At 51.8% G+C, this 22,489-nt stretch carries 16 protein-coding genes and 1 pseudogene; 14 read left to right on the forward strand and 3 right to left on the reverse strand.

The window, feature by feature from the left end; all coding sequences use genetic code 11:
- Positions 1-88: 88 nt before the first annotated feature.
- From C2M17_RS11530 to C2M17_RS16075, 9 genes and pseudogenes are all read left to right on the forward strand, one after another.
- Positions 89-337, forward strand: coding sequence for a hypothetical protein (locus C2M17_RS11530; RefSeq protein ID WP_105200917.1), 249 nt, complete (start codon positions 89-91; stop codon positions 335-337).
- Positions 338-545: 208 nt separating this feature from the next.
- On the forward strand, positions 546-935 hold the full coding sequence (locus C2M17_RS11535; RefSeq protein WP_105200918.1) for a hypothetical protein: 390 nt from the start codon (positions 546-548) through the stop codon (positions 933-935).
- A 101-nt stretch (positions 936-1,036) separates the two neighbouring features.
- Positions 1,037-1,522 (forward strand): DUF411 domain-containing protein, encoded by a 486-nt coding sequence (locus C2M17_RS11540; RefSeq protein ID WP_105201089.1) that lies wholly within the window; start codon positions 1,037-1,039, stop codon positions 1,520-1,522.
- Positions 1,522-2,919, forward strand: coding sequence for a TolC family protein (locus tag C2M17_RS11545; protein WP_105200919.1), 1,398 nt, complete (start codon positions 1,522-1,524; stop codon positions 2,917-2,919). Before C2M17_RS11540 ends, C2M17_RS11545 begins: the two co-directional genes overlap by 1 nt.
- Positions 2,919-4,649, forward strand: coding sequence for an efflux RND transporter periplasmic adaptor subunit (locus tag C2M17_RS11550; protein ID WP_105200920.1), 1,731 nt, complete (start codon positions 2,919-2,921; stop codon positions 4,647-4,649). Before C2M17_RS11545 ends, C2M17_RS11550 begins: the two co-directional genes overlap by 1 nt.
- Positions 4,650-4,665: 16 nt before the next feature.
- A pseudogene (locus tag C2M17_RS11555) lies at positions 4,666-7,779 on the forward strand (efflux RND transporter permease subunit); the annotation flags it as partial.
- A 255-nt stretch (positions 7,780-8,034) separates the two neighbouring features.
- Positions 8,035-8,559, forward strand: coding sequence for a PepSY domain-containing protein (locus C2M17_RS16070; protein WP_233997989.1), 525 nt, complete (start codon positions 8,035-8,037; stop codon positions 8,557-8,559).
- Positions 8,559-9,815, forward strand: coding sequence for a 2Fe-2S iron-sulfur cluster-binding protein (locus tag C2M17_RS11560; RefSeq protein WP_233997979.1), 1,257 nt, complete (start codon positions 8,559-8,561; stop codon positions 9,813-9,815). The genes C2M17_RS16070 and C2M17_RS11560 overlap by 1 nt, the downstream gene beginning before the upstream one ends.
- Before the next feature lie 5 nt (positions 9,816-9,820).
- Positions 9,821-10,387 carry a hypothetical protein gene (locus C2M17_RS16075; RefSeq protein WP_233997980.1) on the forward strand — a complete coding sequence of 189 codons (567 nt, stop codon included), beginning with the start codon at positions 9,821-9,823 and terminating at the stop codon, positions 10,385-10,387.
- Positions 10,388-10,465: 78 nt separating this feature from the next.
- Here C2M17_RS16075 and C2M17_RS11565 read toward each other — a convergent pair whose 3' ends face one another.
- Positions 10,466-14,287, reverse strand: a complete 3,822-nt coding sequence (locus C2M17_RS11565) for an HYR domain-containing protein (RefSeq protein WP_105200921.1) — start codon at positions 14,285-14,287, stop codon at positions 10,466-10,468.
- A gap of 561 nt (positions 14,288-14,848) precedes the next feature.
- Between C2M17_RS11565 and C2M17_RS11570 the strand changes: the two genes are divergently transcribed.
- Together C2M17_RS11570 and C2M17_RS11575 are read left to right on the forward strand one after the other, a co-directional pair.
- Positions 14,849-17,107: a heavy metal translocating P-type ATPase gene (locus C2M17_RS11570; protein ID WP_105200922.1), complete on the forward strand. Its 2,259-nt coding sequence runs from the start codon at positions 14,849-14,851 to the stop codon at positions 17,105-17,107.
- Entirely contained in the window at positions 17,104-17,457 is a 354-nt protein-coding gene (locus tag C2M17_RS11575; protein ID WP_105200923.1) for a cupredoxin domain-containing protein, read from the forward strand. Before C2M17_RS11570 ends, C2M17_RS11575 begins: the two co-directional genes overlap by 4 nt.
- 15 nt (positions 17,458-17,472) lie before the next feature.
- Here the strand turns inward: C2M17_RS11575 and C2M17_RS11580 are convergent, their stop codons facing one another.
- The gene (locus C2M17_RS11580) at positions 17,473-18,165 is read right to left on the reverse strand and encodes a hypothetical protein (RefSeq protein ID WP_105200924.1); all 693 of its coding nucleotides are present in this window, start codon (positions 18,163-18,165) and stop codon (positions 17,473-17,475) included.
- A 383-nt stretch (positions 18,166-18,548) separates the two neighbouring features.
- Here C2M17_RS11580 and C2M17_RS11585 point away from each other — a divergent pair, with 383 nt between their 5' ends.
- The 3 genes from C2M17_RS11585 to C2M17_RS11595 all read left to right on the forward strand — a co-directional run bounded on the left by C2M17_RS11585 (position 18,549) and on the right by C2M17_RS11595 (position 21,242).
- Positions 18,549-19,178: a response regulator transcription factor gene (locus C2M17_RS11585; RefSeq protein WP_105200925.1), complete on the forward strand. Its 630-nt coding sequence runs from the start codon at positions 18,549-18,551 to the stop codon at positions 19,176-19,178.
- A 316-nt stretch (positions 19,179-19,494) separates the two neighbouring features.
- Positions 19,495-20,046 carry a hypothetical protein gene (locus C2M17_RS11590; protein ID WP_105200926.1) on the forward strand — a complete coding sequence of 184 codons (552 nt, stop codon included), beginning with the start codon at positions 19,495-19,497 and terminating at the stop codon, positions 20,044-20,046.
- Between the two features lie 14 nt (positions 20,047-20,060).
- Entirely contained in the window at positions 20,061-21,242 is a 1,182-nt protein-coding gene (locus C2M17_RS11595; RefSeq protein ID WP_105200927.1) for a S8 family peptidase, read from the forward strand.
- A gap of 129 nt (positions 21,243-21,371) precedes the next feature.
- On the opposite strand, the gene C2M17_RS11600 is transcribed toward C2M17_RS11595, so the two are convergent.
- The gene (locus C2M17_RS11600) at positions 21,372-22,283 is read right to left on the reverse strand and encodes a pirin family protein (protein WP_105200928.1); all 912 of its coding nucleotides are present in this window, start codon (positions 22,281-22,283) and stop codon (positions 21,372-21,374) included.
- Positions 22,284-22,489: the final 206 nt, after the last annotated feature.

Genomic DNA, 22,489 nt, shown 5'->3' on the forward strand with positions numbered 1-22,489 from the left:
GGATGTTCGTGTAATGGAGGTGGCTTGATTTATTCGCCTGGCTATACCTGTTAATCTACACCTATCGGAGTTTAAGTGAGTAATAAGCATGATCAATGACAACGACATTATTGAAACCCTGGAAGAGCTTGAAGCGTTTTTACGTTTAGTTGAAAGTGGTGCTCTGGGGCTGGAAAACGCCACGGGAATTGCCCTGGCGACCAATAATGCCGATGGCCGTCCCTTTGTAGCCGTGCTGGACAACAATCACCAGCTTCTGTATGGACGTTGGGTGAGCGCCTATGTGTATGAAAATGGCAAAGAAATGATCCAAAAAGCACCGCAAAGAAGACACTAAGTGTGTTCTGCTCGGCGACCGACAATATGTGTTAGGCCACGGGCGCACAAGCAAGCGATCCAAAATAAGCCGGTGTGATTAAAACTTCACACCGGCTTTTTATTGGCGGTGAATTTGCTAACGCTTTCGCTAGTTGCTTTATCTACAAAGCATTTACTTTACGCAAAAAGTAGCTTAGTCTTTTTAGGTTATTCAATTTGAGAGTGTTATGTTTAGACTGGTTTCACAGATATTAGTTATTGCAGCCGTGCTGATTGCTCTGCTTGGGCAGGCATTCGCCTATTCTGCGATGACATGTGAAACGGCTATGGACGCTCATCAAGCTCATGCAGCCATGAAGATGGTGACCGAACATACCCAGATGCAGCATCATCAAGGCATGGAACATGGCGATACAGCCATGAATTCAGCTATGATGGACGACTGCTGTGAGGTGCAGTGTGTTTGCCCGACAAACGCCTGTACATCGGTAACCCTTGTTAATTCCTCTACCGCTATGGCCGACGTAATTGCCGTCAGTGAGGCCGTCATTAGCGCCACCTCTGCGCAGCCAAGCGCAATTCAAACGTCTCTTTTTCGCCCCCCCATTTTTGCCTAACACAGGGTTAATGCGTCAAAAATCTGCTCAAAGATGATGAGCACTTTTGTGATAATGCACGTGTAAACGTGTTGAAAAGCCAGCATTTGCTGGGGGCTAAAATGATTAAAAAGTTTTTAAAAGTAGCAGTGTTAGTACTGCTTTTACCGAGTGTTGTTCATGCCAATGAACGAAGCAATGGCAATGATGTTTTAGAGCTGTTGGTGTACAAAACACCGACCTGCGGTTGCTGTAAAAAATGGATCTCCCATATCGAGAGTGAGGGGTTCATTACCTATGCCAAAGACTATCTGGATATCAGCCCGGTCAAAACCAAGCTTGGCATCGCCGCCAATTATCGCTCCTGCCATAGTGCCATTTCACGCGATGGTTTTGCTTTTGAGGGCCATGTTCCCGCGAAGTTTATCCGGCAATTTCTAAAAGAAGAGCACGCCGATGCCATCGGCCTGTCGGTTCCCGCCATGCCCCTAGGGTCACCCGGCATGGAAGTGGGTGACAGGTTTACGCCCTATCAGGTGCTTATCCTCTACAAAGATGGCAGCAGCAAAGTCTACGCCCATGTGAAGACCTATGAGGAGCAGTTCTAATGACTAGCTATCCTGTTAGCCTTGCTACCTGGCTGTTAGCTATCGCCGTGGCCGCGAGTTCGCAGGCGGCGACGGCGCAGCAAGCGCTCACCCTTGAACAAGCGGTCATGATGGCGCAACAAAATGACCCTTGGTTGCATGGCAATCGCCTAAAACAGCAAGCCATTGAAAACAAGAGCATTGCCTCGGGTGCTTTGCCCGACCCTCAGGTTTCCCTCGGTTTAATGAACCTGCCGGTAGATACCTGGGAGTTTGAGCAAGAGGGGATGACGCAAGTGAAAGTCGGCGTGACGCAAATGTTCCCTCGCGGTGATAGCTTGCAGTTAAAACAAAGCCAGCTTGAGCTCGAGTCGACCCAGTACCCGCTGTTACGCGCGAACCGTAAAGCGCAGCTTCAAAGCAAGGTATCAGAGCTGTGGTTAGACGCTTACCTGGCGCAGCGCACAATAGAGCTTATCAAGGGCGACAGAGCGCTGTTTGAGCAAATTGCCGAGGTGGCGATGATTAGCTACTCCAATGTGATTGGTAAGACGCGCCAGCAGGATGTTATTCGCGCCGAACTGGAAATTGTGCAACTCGAAGACAGGTTGACGGTAGAAAAGCAAAAACTCGATACCCTGTTGGCGCAGCTCAACGAATGGCTTCATATCTACCATGAAGATGAGTTTGCAATCACATTCGATGACAACCCAAGCACCTTCGCTTTTGAGGTATCAAACCAGTTGCCTACACTGCAGCTGTTAAATGCCGAACTGTTTAAGGCATCCGATTATTCCCGCCAGCGCCTTGCCGGCGAGTTGGCTTATCATCCCGCCCTCATGGCCATAGATGTGAAACAGCAGGTGTCAGAAAAAGGCGTGCAGCTGGCCGAGCAGAGCTATAAGCCTCAATGGGGCGTCAACGCCGGCTACGGCTACCGGGGCGATATGCCTTCCGGCGATAGTCGCGCCGACTTTTTCTCTGTGGGCGTTACCTTTGACCTGCCGATTTTCACCGAGAATAACCAGGATAAACAAGTGGCCGCCTCAATCGCCGAGTCTGAGTCGGTAAAAACAGAGAAGTTACTGCTGCTCAAGCAAATGATCAGCGCCGTGGAAAAAGAGCTCAAGCAGTTAAAGCGCTTGTCCGACAGAAAGGCGCTCTACGGCGAGCTGTTACTTAAACAAACACAAGAACAGGCAGATGCATCGCTCAATGCGTACACCAATGATGATGGTGATTTTGCCGAGGTCGTTCGGGCCCGTATCGCCGTGTTAAATGCCCGTATTTCGGCACTTAATATTGACGTTAACCTGCTTAAAACCGTTGCCCGAATCAATTACTTTATGGCTCGCTACCAACCACAACAGCAAACCAACAGCGAGTCCATACATACACACCGAATTGGAGAAGAATAATGTCGTCTAACAACAAAACGATTATCGCCGTGATCATTGGTGCCTTGATCGGAGTCGGGGGCATGAGTTTGTTTCACAGCCAAGAGTCTGACACTAGCGGAACAGTCGCCGACTCAGGGGAAAAGAAGCCGCTTTATTGGGTGGCGCCCATGGACTCCAATTATCGTCGTGATCAGCCTGGTAAATCACCCATGGGGATGGACCTGGTGCCCGTTTACGAGGAAGAAGAGTCGGGCAGTGATATTGGCCCAGGCGCGGTAAAAATCTCTCCGAACGTGATCCATAATTTGGGCGTGCGCACCGCGCCGGTGCAAGTGAAAACAATGCAAACCAATATCTCCACCGTGGGCTATGTCCAATATGATGAAGACGAACTGATCCATATTCACCCCCGTGTTGATGGCTGGATAGAAAAGCTCTACGTCAAAGCCGCCGGTAACCCGGTGGATAAGGGGCAGGCGTTATACACCCTTTACTCGCCGCAACTGGTCAATGCCCAGGAAGAGTTTCTGATCGCCTTAAAGCATAGCAGTGGCTCTTTGGCCGTTGCAGCCAGAGAGCGTTTAAAGGCGTTGCACATGTCTTCGGAGTTTATTGATGAGCTGGAGCGTACCGGCAAGGTGCGCCAAACCGTTACTTTTTATTCGCCACAACAAGGGGTTGTGGATGGCTTGCAAGTGCGTGAAGGGTTTTATGTGCAGCCCGGTACCACGCTGATGAGTATTGCTAAGCTGGATCAGGTGTGGGTTGAGGCGGAGGTGTTCGAGCGCGATGCCGATGTCATTAAAAAAGGCCTGCCGGTGTCGATGACACTGGATTATTTACCCAGTAAAGAATGGCACGGTGTGGTTGATTATGTTTATCCCACCCTTAACAGCCAAACGCGTACCCTGCGGGTGCGATTGAAATTTGATAATCCAGGCTATTTGCTTAAGCCGAATATGTTCGCGCAGGTGTCGCTGCAGGCAGAGCAAACCGGCAATACCATGGTGGTGCCAAAAGAATCGGTGATCAGAACCGGACAGCAAGATCGTGTCGTTCTGGATTTTGGTGACGGCCAGTTTAAATCGGTCGCGGTAACCCTAGGTCGAGTGGGCGAGAACGAGGTGGAGATACTAACGGGTCTTGAAGAGGGCGATGTGGTGGTGACCTCAGCGCAATTCTTAATTGACTCGGAATCAAGCAAGAGCTCGGATTTCAAACGCATGTATCACGACGAAGTGCCTACATCGGTATGGATGGAAGGGGAAGTGAACAGTGTCATGGCGGGTCATCGCATGGTGAACATCACCCACGGACCGGCAAAAGAATGGGACTGGCCAGAGATGACCATGGACTTTACCGTGGCAGACTCGGTGGATATTGACGCCTTAAAATCGGGTCAGACGTTGCATTTTGAAGTGACCAAAACCGATGACGGCGGCTATGAGCTAACCGGTATTCACATCATGACCGAGCCCGAGGTGTCCAGTGCCACCGTGATGGGGGTGATAAACCTTGTTGATGCGCAAAACCGCATCATGAACATCAGCCGCGGACCAATTGAAAAATGGGGCCGCCCGGCGGCGACCATGGACTTTATGCTTGCCGAGGATGTCGATATCTCTGCTTTTAACGAAGGCGATGAAGTGATGTTTACCTTTGAAATCAGAGACGACTTTGTCATCACCGAAATCTCTCTCGCTGATAATACGCAACAGCAAGATGCTGTTGATCACTCAGCGCATTAAGTAGAGGGAAGTAGTTATGATTGAATCAATAATTCGCTGGTCGGTAGGCAATCGTTTCTTTGTCTTGCTGATCACCCTGATCATAGCCTTTGGCGGCTTGTACTCGCTGAAGAACACCCCGGTTGATGCCATTCCGGATCTCTCCGATGTGCAGGTGATCATTAAAACCAGCTACCCAGGGCAGGCGCCTCAGGTGGTCCAGGATCAGGTCACCTTTCCGCTGACCACGGCCATGTTGTCGGTGCCCGGTGCACAAACGGTGCGCGGTTTTTCTTTTTTTGGTGACTCCTATGTTTACATCATCTTTGATGATGACACCGATTTGTATTGGGCACGCTCGCGGGTGCTGGAGTACCTAAGCCAGGTGGCTTCTAGCCTGCCGGAGACGGCCAAACCGCAACTGGGCCCGGATGCCACCGGTGTGGGTTGGGTGTATATCTATGCCTTGGAGGATAAAACCGGTAACCATGATTTAAGTCAGTTGCGCAGTATTCAGGATTGGTTCTTGAAGTATGAGCTGCAAACCGTGCCCGGCGTTTCCGAAGTGGCGGCCGTGGGCGGTATGGTGAAGCAGTACCAGGTGCAGGTTGACCCTGATAAGCTGCGTGCCTACAACGTACCGCTGGCGCAAATTCAGGTGGCCTTGCAGCGCGGTAACAAGGAAACGGGGGCCTCCGTGGTCGAGCTGGCCGAAGCCGAGTATATGGTGACCGCCACCGGCTATATTAAGTCCGTCAGTGACATTGAAAAAATCCCCCTGGGTATAAATGAACAAGGTACGCCGCTGCGTATAGGTGATCTGGCCAATGTCAGCCTGGGGCCGCAAATGCGCCGTGGTATCGCGGAATTAAACGGCGAAGGCGAAGTGGTTGGCGGCGTAGTGGTGATGCGCTTTGGTGAAAACGCTCAACAAACCATAGATGGGGTCAAAGAAAAGCTCGAATCCTTGAAGTCGTCGCTGCCGGAAGGGGTTGAGATTGTCACCGTGTATGACCGTTCCAAACTGATCGAAAGCGCGGTTGATAACCTTTGGAGCAAGCTCGCAGAAGAACTGGCCATTGTGGCACTGGTCTGTGTGGCCTTCCTGTTCCATTTACGCTCCTCCATCGTGGCGGTGGTTACCTTGCCGCTGGGCATTTTGGTGTCCTTTATCATCATGTATATGCAGGGGATCAATGCCAATATTATGTCCCTGGGCGGTATCGCCATTGCCATTGGTGCCATGACCGATGGTGCTATCGTGATGATAGAAAACATGCACAAACACATGGAAAAAACGCCCCTGACCAACGAAAACCGCTGGGAAATCGTGGCCAAGGCCGCCTCCGAAGTGGGGCCGGCGCTGTTCTTTAGCTTGCTGATCATCACAGTGTCTTTCCTGCCGGTGTTTATTCTTGAAGCACAGGAAGGGCGTATGTTTGCGCCGCTGGCGTATACCAAAACCTATGCCATGGCGGCGTCTGCCGGTTTGGCCATTACCCTGGTGCCGGTATTGATGGGTTACTTTATTCGCGGCAAGGTGGTCTCGGAAAAGAAAAACCCGCTCAACCGTTTGTTGATTGCCACCTATAAGCCGGTGCTGGCGCAGGTGATGAAGTTCCCGAAACTCACCCTGGTGCTGGCCCTTGCCTTGACCCTGGTAGGATTCTACCCGGTAGACAAAATTGGCAGTGAGTTCATTCCGCCTTTGGATGAAGGGGATTTGATGTATATGCCAACCACCTACCCGGGTATTTCCATTGGTAAGGCCCGGGAGTTGTTGCAACAAACCGACAGGCTGATCCGCACCGTGCCAGAGGTGGAGACTGTGTTCGGTAAAGTTGGGCGAGCGGAAACGGCGACGGATCCGGCGCCGCTGACCATGATTGAAACCTTTATTCAGCTTAAACCGCGCGATCAGTGGCGCGAAGGCGTGACCACCGAAAGCCTGAAAGCGGAATTTGATAAATTGGTGAAATTCCCCGGCCTAACCAACGCCTGGGTGATGCCGATTAAAACCCGTATCGATATGCTGGCAACCGGCATTAAAACCCCAGTGGGTATCAAGGTCGCGGGACCGAGATTGGATGTCATTCAAGACATAGGTCAGCAAATTGAGCAGCTCTTGCCTCAGGTGCAAGGCACCGCCTCGGTTTACTCCGAGCGCGTCGCCGGCGGCCGTTATATCAAGGTGGATATCTCACGGGAAAAAGCGAGCCGCTTCGGGTTAAACATTGAAGATGTGCAGCAGGTGGTTTCGACCGCCATCGGCGGCATGAATGTGACGCAAACCATCGAAGGCCAGGAGCGTTACCCGGTCAACCTGCGTTATCCGCAGGATTACCGTGACTCGCCGGAGCAGCTTGCTCGCCTACCTGTGGTGACACCAAACGGACAACGCATTGCCCTTGGCGATGTTGCCGATATTCGTATCGAGATTGGTCCGCCGGGTATCAAGAGTGAGAATGCCCGTATTAATGGCTGGACCTTTATCGATATCGCCGATGTGGATGTGGGCACCTATGTTGAAAATGCTAAGGCACATTTGGTTGCCAACCTGGATTTACCGGCGGGTTACTCGATCAACTGGGCCGGACAATACGAGTACATGGAGCGAGCGAAAGATAAGCTGACCTATGTCTTGCCACTCACCCTGGCCATTATTGTGGTGCTGCTTTACTTAAACTTCAGATCCCTTGTTGAAGTCGGCATCATTATCATCACCCTGCCCATGGCGATGATCGGCGGCCTATGGTTGATGTACCTTGAGGGCTTTAACTTCTCCGTCGCCGTAGGGGTCGGCTTTATTGCCCTGGCCGGGGTCGCGGTTGAAATTGGCGTGATTATGCTGGTGTATTTAAACCAGTCCTATAAGGAGGCCAGAGAACGCTGTAAAGAGCAGCGCATCGCCTTTGATAGAGCACAGCTGACAGCGGCCATTATGGAAGGGGCGGGCATGCGTATTCGCCCGGTAATGATGACGGTTGCCACCATTATCATCGGCCTAATGCCCATCTTATATGGTTCGGGAACCGGCTCCGAGGTGATGAGCCGTATTGCCGCGCCCATGGTGGGCGGCATGCTCAGTGCGGTGTTGCTGACCCTGCTGGTCTTACCGGCGGTCTACTTTATTTGGCGCGCTCGCGCCCTTGAGGCAGACAAAACACCGCCCTTTAGCCTGCTAAAAAGCAGCCGAAAATACCACAAGTGGCTGATGCTGTTCTTGGGCTCTCAGTTTGTGATCTGGTCGGTTACCGGGGCCTATATGGTGTTTTTTGACATAGATTATGTGCACGGCGACACCTTGGTTCACAACCATCAGACCAAGGTGGCGGTGCAGCAGGTCAACTATCCCATGAGCTCGTTAAGGGCTCAGTACACGGGCTTGGAGAAGCTCTCGCTGGGGATGCACCTGGATAAACCCGTGTATCGCTTTGTGCAAGACGATGTTCACTATCTGGTGGATGCCAACACCGGCGTCTTGCTCTCGCCTTTGGGCAAAGACGAAGCCGTGAGGGTAGCCAAGTCCGAGTACACCGGCAGCGGTGACGTTGAAAGTGTTGAATACATAGACGACAACCCGCCCTTTGAGTTGAGTCGACGGGTGCACAATGCACTGCCAGCATGGCGCGTGAATTTCGACAACCTGGGCAGCCCGGCGCTGTACATTTCCGCCCGAAGCGGTGAGGTGCTGGCCAAGCGACACCAATGGTGGCGCTTGTTCGACTGGATGTTTAGATTCCACGTGATGGATTACGAAGACAGTGAAATAGACAATCAATTGCTGTTTTGGGTGACCCTGTTTAGCATCTTGGCCGCCCTGGCCGGCATGGTGCTGGTGTACTTTAGGGTGTTCAAAAAGAACGAAGAAGAGCATGCCTTAACGCAAGACCTCCAACAAAAAAATCAACTACAACGAGGTGATGTCTAATGCAGTGGATACGATCAATACACAAATGGACCTCCCTGGTCGTGGGGGTTCAGTTTATGCTGTGGTTAGGCAGCGGCTTTTATTTTAACTTGATGGATCACCATAAGGTCGGCGGTCATACCTATCGCGCCCACGCGCATGACCAAGTGCAGATAGATTCGTCGGCCTTGGTCGAACCAAGAAGCGTGCTGGAAAAAGCCGAGCCCAGTGTATCGCTCAAGCAGATTGCACTGCTCGGTCAGCCCTATTATTTGCTTACCCATAAGCGCGGTCTGTACCCGTACTTTGAGAACGAATACAGCCTGTTTGACGCCTATCGGGGTAATGAGGTGAGCATAGATGCAGCCTTTGCCACGCGACTTGCCAAGCAATCCTACAATGGCCCGGGCAGCGTCGGAGAGGTGACCCTGCTACAGCCACCCCTTGAAGACTTTCCCAAGCAGAAAAATGCCGCGTGGCGGGTGAACTTTAACGATGATATTCAAACCAGTGTCTATATCGAGGCGGGGTCGGGCCGCGTGGTCGGGCATAGCGATGCTCATAAGCGCTTCGCCGATATCTTCTTTATGTTGCACTTTATGGATTACGGCAATGAGGGCAGCTTTAACAATATCCAGATTATTCTGTTCGCCTTTGTTACCTTGTGGTTGTCGCTGTCGGGGCTGATCTGGACCTTAGATCTTATTCGCCGTGGACAGTATAAGGTCGCCCTGCTGTCGAAGCGAACGTCGGTGAAAATATTCGATCATGAACAGCAGTTGCTTGATCAGCTTGAGCTCTCTACGGCGACGAATCTGTTAGATGGGCTCGCGGGCCATGATATTTCCCTGCCGTCTACCTGCGGTGGCGGTGGCACCTGTGGGCGTTGTAAGGTGTTGATTAACCCCGCACCTAAGGCTACCTCCGCCGACCAGCAACACTTCTCGCAAGCTGAGCTGGCACAAGGCTTTAGGTTAGCCTGTCAACACTTTAGTGACGATGTTCAAGACATGACCTTGTTCGATGTCACCGATGCCAAAAAGGTTGAGCTGACCCTGGTGGGCAGTGAGTTTGTAACCCCGGATATCAAGGAGTTGCGATTTAAAGTTCAGGGGCCGCCATTGGCTTATAAAGCCGGTGCCTTTATGCGTTTCTTTATTCCCAAGGGCAAGTACCGGCAAGGCCGCACTATATTCCAAGCGATTACAAAGCCTATTGGGACGAGGAAGATAATAGCGAGTACCCCAGAGCGGCTTGCTCACGTAACTACTCACTGACCTCGGTGAGCCAGTTAGACGAAGAGCTGGTATTTGCCATTAAATATCATCGCGCCCCGCAACAGGGCGTGCCGGCGGGCTCGGGTTCCAGTTATCTATGTAACATGGCGCCAGGTGATACGGTTGATGCTTTGGGTCCATTCGAAGAGTTCTATGTTGACCAAGACACCAAGGCACCCATTGTGGTGATCGGCGCAGGCTCTGGTATGGCGCCGCTGAGAGGGATCATCAAGGAGCTACTGTTGGCCAACAATAGCAAGCAGGAAATTCACTTCTACTTTGGTGCGCGCCATGAAGAAGACCTGCTCTATCAGGAAGAGTTTTTTGCCCTGAGCCAGCGCTTTGATAATTTCCGCTTCACCCCTGTGCTATCGCAAGCAGGTCCGGATTGGTTAGGCGCCACCGGCTATGCCCAGCAGGTGTTGTTCAATAATATGAATAAAGAAGCCCTGTTAGCCGCGCACTATTATATGTGTGGGCCTAAAGCCATGATGGATGAAACCATAGCCACCCTGGTTAATATGGGCGTCGATAAAAACGTTATCCACTTCGATAGCTTTAACTCGGCTTGAGCGCGTTAGCCGATGAATAAGGGTATAGCACCGTTAGATTAAAGCCCGCAGCTGCGGGCTTTAATTTATGTTCTAACACTAATTGTTATTTTTGGGCGCATAGACTGTGGTTTGCGCCGTACTGGTGTTGCCACTGAGATCGCTGCAGGCCAGGTCGATGGTGTAGGTGCGACCGTCGCCTGAGCCTTCTCGCTCGGCGCGCAGTTGCACGTTCAAAGTAGTGCCGGTTTGATTGGCATTCCAGGACCAATCGGGCTCGGTACTGCCATCGCCCTTGCCATCGCTGCTCTCATTGCTGCTTATATCGGTGACGCGGCATACGGGGACGCTGTTGTCGCAGACATCGTTGACCGTAAGGGCGATCACCACGTCAATCATTTCATGGTTTGGCGGCCAGAGGATATGCGGTGAGGCCAGGATGTCGTTGAATTGTGGTGCCAGCGTATCTTCCACCTTAACCGTACTGGTGCAGCTCGAGGTCAGCGTCTGAGCATCGGTGGCGGTGTAGGTGAGCTCGGTGATCCCCATGGGGAAAGACTGGGTTGATGGCTGGCTTAGCGCCACCGTGGTTGAACAGAGATCTGACCCGGTTGCCGCGCCTGGGGTCAGGGTTGCAGAGCGGTTGCCGCTGCACTCGGCCACTATGTTTTGCGGGCAGTTAATCTGTGGGGGCACGGTATCGACTATTTCCACCAGCTGCGGTGCCGTGGCCTGGTTATCGCTGCCATCGGTGGCGGTCCAGGTGATGGTATTGGCGCCAATGGGGATAATATTTAGTGCATCGTTGCTAATAACTGGAGCTAGGTCGCAGATATCAGCGGCACTTGCCAGCCCGAGTTCTGGGGAGGCACCTTGGGGCGAGGTACACTCCACGGCGAGCACATCGGCAGGGGCGGTAATTTCCGGCTCCTGAGTGTCCTGTATGGTCACGTTAAAGAAACAGCTTTCGGTGTTCCTGCCACTGTCCATCACAGCGCAGGTTACCTCATTGTCTCCCACGCTAAAGAGCGAGCCTGAGCCTGGAATACAACCTTGGAAGGTGGCCACACCACAACTGCCGTCGCTCACGCTGGGGTCGGCAAATTGTGCCTCGGTATCAGGCCCGGTGCACTCTTTAACCACCTGTGCCGGACAACTAATACCCGCCGGTACGCTGTTATCTCCCTGGCATAAATTGCTGCGAGGGCAGGTAAGCTCCGCCGCGGGACTTTCGGGTAAAGGGTTACCGTTTTTCAAGGCGGTGATGCGCAGGGCACGCTCCCACACGCGAATATACTGCTCCGCCGACTCAAACAAGGCATCGTTATAGGGTTTGGCAAGACCGATATTTTCCATGTCTTTAACCAGGTCGGGCAGCAGACCCACATGGGCCAGTCCATCGACATTGAAGTCAAAGGCTTTAAATCCGCTTAGTTGCTTATCAAATGTACCATAGCCGTCTAGGGTAAAGGGGTAGATAAGTTTATTGTTTTCGCGCAGTTGGGCGCTGCGTTCTACATCGGCGCTGGGTGCCAGGGTAGGAATATCACTGCCGCAGGCATTAGCGCCAAAGCGAGGGCCAACATGACCGGCGACGCCATTAAAATCACTGCCCAGAGCCACGGGGCCGCCCATCACATCCACCGCATACTGATAGGCTTGGGCAAAGGTTCTGGAAGAATGACGGCAGTTATCCTTGATGGCTACGCCAAAAAGCGGCTCTGAGTAGGGCAAGGTGACCTTATAGCCCTTGATTGCCGTGTCTTGCACATCGTCCTTGGTCATGGCCGCTATCATACCGCCACCATCACGAATGGCTTCGAGTTGCTCTTTGGTGCGCATGCGCTCATGACGGCCCTGGTTGCCACCGAACGTACGCTGGTGCAAATCAAAAAACTGCACATGGCTGGCCACCAGGGGATAGTAAGCTAAGGGATTATTTTCATCACCCGCATACAGGCGCGTCAGGGCCAGGGTGTTGTCCAGTGACTTACGGGACATATGGTCGATATCTATGATCATGCCCTTATCCATCAGCGCCGAAAATAACTCACTACCTAACCCGCGTTTATCCGGACCTGGGTCGGTGTCGCTGAGGTTCAGACCATAGCGGTTGCACGCGGGGTAAAGGGGGTAGATGGGGCGCACGGGCAGCTCGGAGTCAAAGCCGATAGCGCCGATTAATCGTTTTAACAGGTCGTCGAAGGGCCCGCCGGACAGCCGGCTGCCGTACTCACCATATCCCACACCACAGTCTTCTATATGCCACCAGCGCTGCTCCGAATAGGCATTACCGACGGCGATAATGTCGTTCCAGGTGGCGGCGCCGCCAAAGGCGTTATCGAAATTATGAATGGGGAAGAAGTGGCGTACGCCCTTGTCGAAGTAATGATTCACCGCTTTTGTCACCGTGTCTATGGGCTCACCAAGCTCGTTGCGCATCAGCTCGCCATTGCTGTCGCGCATATTGGGGCAGCTGGCTTCGGGACGATTGCTATTTTGTTCTTTACAGTTAAAGAGGTTATCCACCTCTATGCCCAGCACCACGGCGAGCTTGCCTTCACTTATAACCTGGCGTGCTTCTAAGGGGCTGGTGACGATACGGAACCAGCCTTCTTTGGCGCCCGCTTCGCCGGCACAAAAGCCGGAGGCCGGGTCGGCAGCACAGTTTTCATCGATAAAGCGTTGGAAATCATAGGCGGCCTCTATTTGTGCGTCTATGGGACCCATGGAGTTGGCGCAGTCGCTGCCTTCGGTGGACTTGCACAGCGCCTCATTGGTGACCGCCAACATGGTGGTCAAGCGCATACCGCCACGAAACGCACGTTCCACCCAGGGGTAGTACATTTGCTGGTGGGTGGTAGTGGTCCAGGTCGGCCAGTTATTGAAATACGGAGGCGCACCCGTACCGACCGAGCCGTCCTTGGTGCCGGCGCCGACGGTATCGCCGTTAATCAAGCCCTCGAGTATGGTGTGAGTGCCGTGGATGTCGAGATCTTCCTGTTGCGACATTGCTGAATTAATGCTGTTACTTGCATCCAGGGTAAATTGACCAAAGTCATCAACCGGGGCCGACTCACCAGCAAAGGTCCTGCCACCATGGGCTAAATGGGCAAACAGGTGGTTATGCAGGTCGGCGTAGCCGCGCAGGGCACAGGTTCGCGGCTCCTCGCTGGCGCTCCAGCCCGCTTGCGGTTCTTCGATGGCGACACTGCCGACACGTGCACAAGTACCACTGGATTGCGAGGGAATGCCGCCCAGCCAGTCGGCGGGATCAACCGTGCCGCAACTGCAATCCCCGGAGCATCCGGGTATTTCGGTTAAACCAGAATTACACGCGCCGTTGGTATTTGGTTCGCCAACACAGCAGGCTCTTTGTCCTTCACCGCCGCATTCGGTCACCGGCGCACAGGTGTGTTGAGCAACTTGCCCCGTGGCTATGCTGCCACCACAATAACAATTACCGGCGCAGCCAGCGACGGGAACTAACCCTGAGTTGCAGGCGCGTAGCTCACCCGAGGTGGTGGTTTCCGTCAGGCCATTGCAGCAGGCTCTTTGTCCTTCGCCGCCACAGGAAGTGGTGGCTTTACAGGTGCCCGATGCCTGAATGCCAAATGGATTTAGCCCGCCGCAGGTACAGTCTCCGGAGCAACCCGCGACTTCAACATTGCCGTAATCACAGGCCTGGCCAAGCCAGACCTCAAAGGTACCGGCACAGCAGGCGCGCTCGCCATCGCCGCCACAGCTGCTCGCGGCGTAGGAATTGGGAATATACAAACAGGCCAGTAATAAGGTAACACTCGCCATTATATTGAGTTTGCGTAAGTGGTTACGTGTCTTTCTAGTTGAGCCTTTTTCGGCACTGGTTAGTAAAAGGCGAGAGCAGGTGCAGGCACACCTGAGCAGCAGTGAAATCAACATAAAATCTCCTTGAGGATGATTCTTTTGTCGGCGGATTTCACTTCAGTTTGTCAGGCAGACTTGGTGTCAGTTTGTCGGGCAGACTTCATTCAGCCAGCAATGTTTCAACGTGGCTATAGCTATAGTTGTTTATTGCTGTTTAGTAAAGAAATGCAGCGAAAGACCAATATTCGGCTGGGTTAATGGCTTATTTAATTGATAAAACAGTATGTTACCGCCGTTGTTGATAAGGATGCGACTGGGTAACAAGGCTGCGAATAGGTCTTTCTAAAGCGCAATAAAGCCGCTTTTATAACCTTAAGACAAGGGCTTAGGGGTGGCAATCAGGCGCTTTAGTAATTTGCTTACAAGCTATAACAGCGGCCCTATTTTTCTACCTAACTGGCGAATCCCAGCCAATAAACGCACTCAAGCTTACCCTTTTATTTTAATTAATTGATTTAAGTTTGACCTTGGTCCTACTCACAGGTCTACACTTTCATCGACAATAGCGATAAAACGAGCGGAAGCAGCGGAACTTGCTAGTAACGTGAGTTTTGGGGTGCGAATAAGGAGAACTAAGTGAGTGAGTCGAACGTAAATCAACAGCTGCTTATCGAAGGAGCCGGCTGTGCCAGCTGCGTTGGTAAAATAGAGGCGGCGCTGAAAAAAACGCCGGGCGTGGTAAGTGCGCAGATGAACTTTGCCGACAGAAGCGTGTTGGTTACCGGCACGGCCTCAACCCAGGCCTTAATTGCCGCCGTAGAGTCGGCGGGCTATAACGCCAAGGCGGTGCAAGAGCAAAACGATGAAGACTTGCTAGGTGAAAAAGAACTTGCCGATAAAGCCTATTATAAAAAGCTGGTCAGGGATACGGTGATTGCCTTGTCGGTGGGTGTTCCATTAATGCTGTTTGGCCTGCTTGGCGGCGATATGTCGGTCACCACATCTATGCAACGCGCAGCCTGGTTAGGCGTTGGCCTGCTCACCCTGGCGGTAATGTATTTTTCCGGTAAGCATTTTTACACCGGTGCCTGGAAAAGTTTTAAAAACCATAATGCCAATATGGATACCCTGATTGCCTTGGGCACGGGCACCGCCTGGCTTTACTCCATGGTGGTGGTGGCCATCCCCGAGGCCATTCCCCCCATGGCGCGGCATGTGTATTTTGAAGCCACCGCCATGATCATTGGCCTGATTAACCTCGGTCTGGCACTGGAATTAAAAGCCAGAGGCAAAACATCCGAGGCCATTAAGCGCTTGATTGGCTTACAGGCCAAAACCGCGACCGTGATCCGCGATAATAAAGAAGTACAAATTAATATTGCCCAGGTCTTGCTGGACGATCTGGTCAAGGTCAAACCCGGCGAGAAAATTCCCGTTGATGGTGTGGTCAGTGAAGGCCATACCTTTATCGATGAGTCCATGCTGACCGGTGAGCCCATGCCCGTTGAAAAGTCTAAAGACGACGAAGTGGCGGCTGGCACCATAAACACCTCCGGTTCGATACAGTTTCGGGCCACCCGGGTGGGTAAAGACACGGCGCTGGCGCGCATTATCAATATGGTTAAACGGGCGCAAAACTCCAAGCCGCCCATCGGCCGTTTGGCCGACGTTATTGCCACCTATTTTGTGCCCGTGGTGATGATCATTGCCGTACTGACGGCTCTGGCCTGGTTGAACTTTGGCCCCGAGCCAGCACTGGCACTGGCCATGGTCTGCGCCACTACCGTGTTGATCATCGCCTGTCCTTGTGCCCTGGGGCTGGCAACGCCCATGTCGGTCATGGTGGGCGTGGGCAAGGCCGCCGAAGCGGGGGTGCTAATACGTAATGGTGAAGCCTTGCAAACCGCCTCAAAAATCACCGCCATGGTGCTGGATAAAACCGGCACCATCACCGAAGGAACCCCTCAGGTCACCGACCTGGTGATTGCCGACAACCATCAACAGCAGGAGGTACTGCAACTGGCGGCGAGTCTGGAAAGCGGCTCCGAGCACCCGCTGGCGCAGGCCATAGTGGATAAGGCGAAGGAGCAGGACGTTGAGTTGTTAGCGGTGGACTCCTTCAAGGCTTTGACCGGTTTGGGAGTAGAAGGGCGCTGCGATAATAAAACCTTGTTCTTTGGCAATGCCAAGCTGATGCAACAACAGGGCATCACGCTTGTCGATTTTAGCGAACGCGCCCATGGCTTGGCGAAACAGGCCAAAACCCCGATGTTTTTTGCTATCGATGGTGAACTGGCCGCCATTATTGCCGTGGCCGATCCGATCAAAAAGGACTCCATTGCCGCCATTGAACGTCTGCAAGACAATGGCATTCGTGTCATTATGCTGACCGGTGATAATCAAGAAACCGCCGCAGCGGTGGCACATAAAGCTGGCATTAAAGAGTTTTTTGCCGAGGTACTGCCCGAAGACAAGGCCAACAAGGTCAAAGAGCTGCAACAGAGCGGTGAGCTGGTGGGGATGACAGGCGATGGCATTAACGATGCTCCGGCCTTGGCCTTGGCCGATGTCGGCTTTGCCATTGGCACAGGCACGGATGTGGCCATCGAAAGCGCCGATATCACGCTAATGCGCGGCTCACTCCATGGTCTGGCCGATGCCATTGCCGTGAGCAGGGCAACCCTAACAAACATCAAGCAAAACCTCTTTGGTGCCTTTATTTATAATGTTGCCGGCATTCCCATTGCCGCCGGTGTGCTCTATCCATTTTTTGGCATGCTTTTGAGCCCGGTGATCGCCGGTGCGGCCATGGCCTTTTCTTCCCTCACGGTTGTTAGCAACGCCAACCGCCTGCGGTTATTTACTGCGCATAAGGCAAAGGAGAAACAAGCATGATCATCATCAACATTCTAGGACTGGCACTGATCGCCTTGATAGCCTGGTGGTTTTGGCTCTACAAACCGACCCAAACCCGGGTGCAGGAGCAGTCGCTGACCATAGAGGTTAAAGACGGAGTCTATACTCCTTCGGCGATTCAGGTGACGGCACATCAGACTGTGACCCTTAATTTCTTGCGCAAGGACCACTCGCCCTGCTCGGAAATGTTACTGATCCCAAGCTTGGGAGTCAGCGAGCAACTGGAGTTGGACAAGTTAACAGCTGTTACGCTGTCCGACCTGGCTCCGGGAGAGTATCCATTTCACTGCCAGATGCAGATGTATCGTGGCACCTTAACCGTGGTGTGACGGCCTTGATTCAAATTAGTCGGTGATGACTAACTTATATTCTTGCGCAGCCATGGCAGCGTCTCTGATACGCACGGCGATAAAATATTGCTCACCATCCAATAACTGCGGGCCAGTAAATACATGGCCCAGTTCATTGGGTGTTTCTGTGCTATCCAATAACACCTCATTGGCGTTATAGAGCTCGATGTAGAGGTCGGGGCCATTGTAAAACGGCTGGGTACAGGTGCTCGGCGTTGAACACAAATAGATACTGACGGTGATTTGACCATCCATAATAAAGGCGAATATATCGGCTTTATCGCTTGCGGCGTCAAGCTCTCCTGTGATCAATACGCCGTTACTGGGCCTGAGAATAAAGGGCGTGGCCTGCTCAAACTCATTATTGGGCTCTCTTTCTTGCAGTGACTGGGTCGTCCAGTTTTTACTGATAAAGTCATCGTCAATGATGCCGTTATCCGGGTCGACGTCGGGCACGTTACCGTCTTCCTCGCAAAACACTTCTCTCGTGCATTGGCCGGTATACCAGGCTATGGTCAGGGCGATACCAAAAGGGTCATTAAAGGCGGAGGCAGGGCAGTAATATAGACTGGTCTGTGTGCATATTTTGACTGGGGGAGCACTGTCGCCGTCACTGCCACCACAGGCAACGAATAAGCTGCAAACTCCAAGAACCATAAGGCGAATAACAAAGGCTGAGCGAGTCATAGGGCGCTGTTTCTTAGTTGTTCAATCACTAAAGTATAGTTGGCTTTAAGTTAATGCATCGGCGTTAAGCTGCTTGGCGGCGCGGTGCAATTAGAAATGAGGAACACAGGGCGATGTCGGAACTGGGTTACGGTGAGAATAGAATCTATCGCGCGCACCTTGTACCTTTGTAAAGTACATTGTATGTTGGCTATGAGCATTAACTGATTTTGTAGCGTGAAGATTTAGGTAAGGCTAGCCTAGGTAAAGGAAAGCTAGACCAAGGTATTGTATCCGTATTGGGGTCATTGTAATAAGTTGGCTTAAGCACACAAGAGGTGTGCTCACCAGCTAGGGTCAGTTAAGCCAAACCAGCAGGGAAGGCCGCTAAGGAGGGTTTTAAAATGAGTAACGCATGTATTGCGATAGCCGATGATCATCCTTTAATTGTGTTTGCCATTGAACATAAAATTAAAGACGTTTGGCCCGATATTCAGGTTGAAAGTGCCCATTGTTACCATCAACTTTTTCGCCTTTTTGAGCAAAAAGAACAACACCTAGATTTAGCCATTGTTGATCTCTCCATGCCCGGCAGTGAGGGTATTCAGGGAGTGGAATACATATGTAAGAACTACGCAAATGTCCCTGTGATAGTGATAAGCGGCTTTGATGACTTTAACAGCTGCACCGCCTGTTTAAACGCCGGCGCCGCCGGATTTGTCTCTAAAACCGAATTCGACTCGGTGATTATTGACTTGATTTCTAAGTACCTTGTTGTCGATTCAGTAGCCTCTCGCCAGGTCTTGCCCGAGGCTGATGAACTCCATGTATTACCCTTTTTGACCCCCAGTCAAGGCAAGGTGTTAAGGCAAATGGCCGATGGTTTAAGCAACAAGGCAATTGCCCGTGAGTTGAATATTTCCGAGAAAACCGTTCGTGTTCACGCCAGTGCCATATTTAAACAGCTGGATGTTGAAAACCGTACTCAGGCGGCGGTGAAATATAAGCGCCTGGCTCATGCCCTTGAGCTGTAAACCTGTAGCTCAGCACCTAAGCTAACCCCTTTTTCATTGTGCCAATAATTGCAATAAAGTCTGGTTTTTACTCAAAAACCACGACTTTTTTCGCATTTAACGGCTATTTTAGGTCAAATGGCCTAGGTCAATTTAGCCGTTCAATTAGCGCATCTGCGTTATATGTTAATTGTTGGTAACTGCTTACACTGGAATTTCACAACAGGTGAGGAAGTGGTGCCATCTTGGTTGTTATATGGCTCTCATTACTGTTTGAACAAGTGCGCAATAAAAAAACATGCAATGAAGTTAAAAATAATGACAAATGGAGGACGTTATGGTCCAAAACAAACTCAAATTGCTTAGCGTGGCGTTGTTGGCCGCAACCTTGTCGAGCGGCTGTACCTTTATCGGTGAGCATAAGTTTACTGGCGGCGGCACCATGGCTTCGGCCGGTGGTGATAAGAATGCCGTCTTTACTTTTAACGCCGAAAATTGCGGCGGCGATGAGGTTAAGGGTCGCGTTAACTATGTCGATCACAGCGCCATTGATTTCGAAGATGTTGGTGGTGTAAGCCTTAAGGCGCAAGTAGATAATTTTGGTTATTGTGCGTTGACCGATGAAGGATTAGAAAACGGCGTGCAGGAATGTAACTGCATGGATCAGTTTGAAGCGCAATTTAGCTACTCATCGAAAAACCCTCAGGCGCCTGGAGAAGGCACAGGCTTTGTCTGTTTCTTTGATACCGGCGAAGGTAAAGGCAATTTCCATGGTGCCATTACCGCGTTTAACCTTATCGACGGACCCTATGAGGGTTACGGTAATGTTGGCACAGTGAACGGTAATATTCAGCAACACAGCTGCCCAGAAACTAACGAAGCAGAATAATAAGGAGAATACGGATGTTTAATAAAACTTTACTCACTGTATTAGTAGCCACTGCTTTTTCGGCGCAAGCCGAGCTGGTTGAGGGCACTGATATGCTGGCGGGCAAAACGGCTCGTGTCATATTCGAATATCATCAGGGCAATAAGGCCGAGCTGATCGCCGCCATTGAGGCTGCCGGTGGCGAAGTAAAACGTCAGTTGGATCATGATAACGCCGTGGCGGCTGTGGTTAATGCCGATACATTTAAACAATTACAGGCAAAGGGGGTGATGAAATCCGCCGAAATTGATGCCGTGCGCCAGGTTATCCCAAGCGCAGTTTCCGCCAATGAATTTCAAGATATTGCGCCATACGGCCTAGCCATGGTGCAAGCGGATCAGCTTAACTATGCCGGCGGTATCAAGGTCTGTGTTGTCGATACCGGTTATGATTTGGGACACCCGGATTTGCCAAGCACTACTGTGACCGGTGACGATGAAGGCGCTGGCCCCTGGTATGAAGACGGCCACGGTCACGGCACCCATGTCGCCGGCACCATAGCCGCAATTGATGGTAACGGCGGTGTGACCGGGGTGTTAGGCTCGGGTATGGCCGAATTACACATAGTACGAGTGTTTGATGACGAGGGCGGTTTTGTTTATGCCTCAGATCTTGCCGGCGCGGTGGCGGATTGCGCCAACGCCGGTGCTAAGGTAGTGAGCATGAGTTTGGGCGGCGCCTTTTCGAGCAAGGTTGAAGCGCGTGCTTTTGCACGACTAGAGCGTGCCGGTGTCTTGGCCATTGCCGCTGCTGGTAATGATGGCAACGCCACCCATAGCTACCCCGCATCTTACGATTCCGTGGTGTCGGTCGCGGCAGTGGATAAGGATATGCAACATGCTGAATTTTCACAAAGAACTTCTCAGATTGAGCTTGCAGCTCCTGGTGTAGACACTTATTCCACCTTCCCCGGTGGTGGCAATGCCTGGATGTCGGGTACCTCAATGGCGACGCCTCATGTGTCCGGTGTCGCGGCCTTGGTATGGAGTCATTTCCCACACTGTAATAACTATGAGATCCGTAATGCCTTGAGCGTTTCGGCGAAGGATTTGGGCGATGCCGGCTATGACTATAAGTATGGTAATGGCTTGGTTCAGGCCAAAGCCGCATATGATCATTTAATGGTTAATAGCTGTAATGGCAAGGGCGTGAAGTAACAAGTAAGTTCCCCTCCTTAAAAGGTCGTCTCAATCGGGGCGACCTTTTTTTCTATCAAGCCGTATAACTCCTGTTACCGCAACAGGGTAATGACCTGGATTATGTACTTATAGACTTGGCTTTCCTGATTAAGGCAGAGGGATAAATTCTTCCTCATCGCCGGGCACCTTGGGAAAGCGCCCCTGGCGCCATTTTTCTTTTGCCTGTTCGATAAGGGTCTGGCTGCTTGATACAAAGTTCCAATCTATGATCCTGGGCCCGAGGTAGGCACCGCCAATTAAGACGATGCGTGAATATTCATGAGCGCGGATGCTCAGCGTGGGTGAGCAATCGAACACCGCCATGCTTTGAGCTGGCACCGAGGTGCCGCCGCAATGAATATGGCCTCGCACTACATACAAGCCTAACTCCTCGCAATTGGGCAGGGGCAGTGTTTGTCCGGGTGCTAATTCGGCTTCAAGGTAAAGGGTATCGGAAAAGGTTTTTACCGGTGAACTTACCTCGTAGGCGCTGCCCATCATCACCCGCACCGGCACCCCAGCTATCGAGGTGATAGGCAAGGCTTCAGCGGGATAATGATAAAAGGCCGGGTCGCTTTGCTCTTGCTCTTCTGGCAATACCAGCCATAACTGTAAGCCCTCAAGACTGTGCGCTTTAGCGCACTCCTGCTCACTTTGGCGCTCTGAGTGTACTATGCCGGCACCGGCAATCATTAGGTTAACATCGCCGGGACGAATCGCTTGTACTCTGCCTAAGGAGTCTCTATGCAGCAGCTCGCCGTCGAACATATAGGTGACTGTGGCTATGCCAATATGAGGGTGAGGGCGCACATTAACCCCTTGCCCGGGCGCAAAGGTGGCCGGTCCTAGGTGATCGAAGTAAATCCAGGGTCCTATGGTGGTGATCTGTGAGGTGGGCAGGGAGCGCAGCACCGAAAAACCACCCATATCTTTATAGCGTGGTGTTAACAGTGCTCGAATTGGCGAACGTGCGGTGATCGGTTTACTCTGTTGCGCCTCTACATTACTGACACGATTCATGCCTTGCTCCTTGAAATTGACCCCGATAAATCAACTAAATCGCTAAGCTGCTTTTCAAGTTTAGCCTCCCTTGGGCAAATAGATAAAAAAAGTCTAGATAAAGCGCTCTTGGCTTAGGGGAGAGAAAGAAATATGGTTTGATTTATTTTATCCCTAATATGGGAATGGTTATTTTATAAATATAAAAATTAATGTCCCAATAATTT

Origin of the sequence: Pseudoalteromonas sp. T1lg10, from assembly GCF_002964545.1 — a bacterium.
Classification (GTDB): Bacteria; Pseudomonadota; Gammaproteobacteria; order Enterobacterales; family Alteromonadaceae; genus Pseudoalteromonas.

Bases quoted from the DNA above. Each gene is read 5' to 3' on its own strand.
- C2M17_RS11530 (WP_105200917.1), top strand. From the start codon at position 89: ATGATCAATGACAACGACATTATTGAAACCCTGGAAGAGCTTGAAGCG.
- C2M17_RS11535 (WP_105200918.1), top strand. From the start codon at position 546: ATGTTTAGACTGGTTTCACAGATATTAGTTATTGCAGCCGTGCTGATT.
- C2M17_RS11540 (WP_105201089.1), top strand. From the start codon at position 1,037: ATGATTAAAAAGTTTTTAAAAGTAGCAGTGTTAGTACTGCTTTTACCG.
- C2M17_RS11545 (WP_105200919.1), top strand. From the start codon at position 1,522: ATGACTAGCTATCCTGTTAGCCTTGCTACCTGGCTGTTAGCTATCGCC.
- C2M17_RS11550 (WP_105200920.1), top strand. From the start codon at position 2,919: ATGTCGTCTAACAACAAAACGATTATCGCCGTGATCATTGGTGCCTTG.
- C2M17_RS16070 (WP_233997989.1), top strand. From the start codon at position 8,035: ATGCACCTGGATAAACCCGTGTATCGCTTTGTGCAAGACGATGTTCAC.
- C2M17_RS11560 (WP_233997979.1), top strand. From the start codon at position 8,559: ATGCAGTGGATACGATCAATACACAAATGGACCTCCCTGGTCGTGGGG.
- C2M17_RS11565 (WP_105200921.1), bottom strand. From the start codon at position 14,287: ATGTTGATTTCACTGCTGCTCAGGTGTGCCTGCACCTGCTCTCGCCTT.
- C2M17_RS11575 (WP_105200923.1), top strand. From the start codon at position 17,104: ATGATCATCATCAACATTCTAGGACTGGCACTGATCGCCTTGATAGCC.
- C2M17_RS11580 (WP_105200924.1), bottom strand. From the start codon at position 18,165: ATGACTCGCTCAGCCTTTGTTATTCGCCTTATGGTTCTTGGAGTTTGC.
- C2M17_RS11585 (WP_105200925.1), top strand. From the start codon at position 18,549: ATGAGTAACGCATGTATTGCGATAGCCGATGATCATCCTTTAATTGTG.
- C2M17_RS11590 (WP_105200926.1), top strand. From the start codon at position 19,495: ATGGTCCAAAACAAACTCAAATTGCTTAGCGTGGCGTTGTTGGCCGCA.
- C2M17_RS11595 (WP_105200927.1), top strand. From the start codon at position 20,061: ATGTTTAATAAAACTTTACTCACTGTATTAGTAGCCACTGCTTTTTCG.
- C2M17_RS11600 (WP_105200928.1), bottom strand. From the start codon at position 22,283: ATGAATCGTGTCAGTAATGTAGAGGCGCAACAGAGTAAACCGATCACC.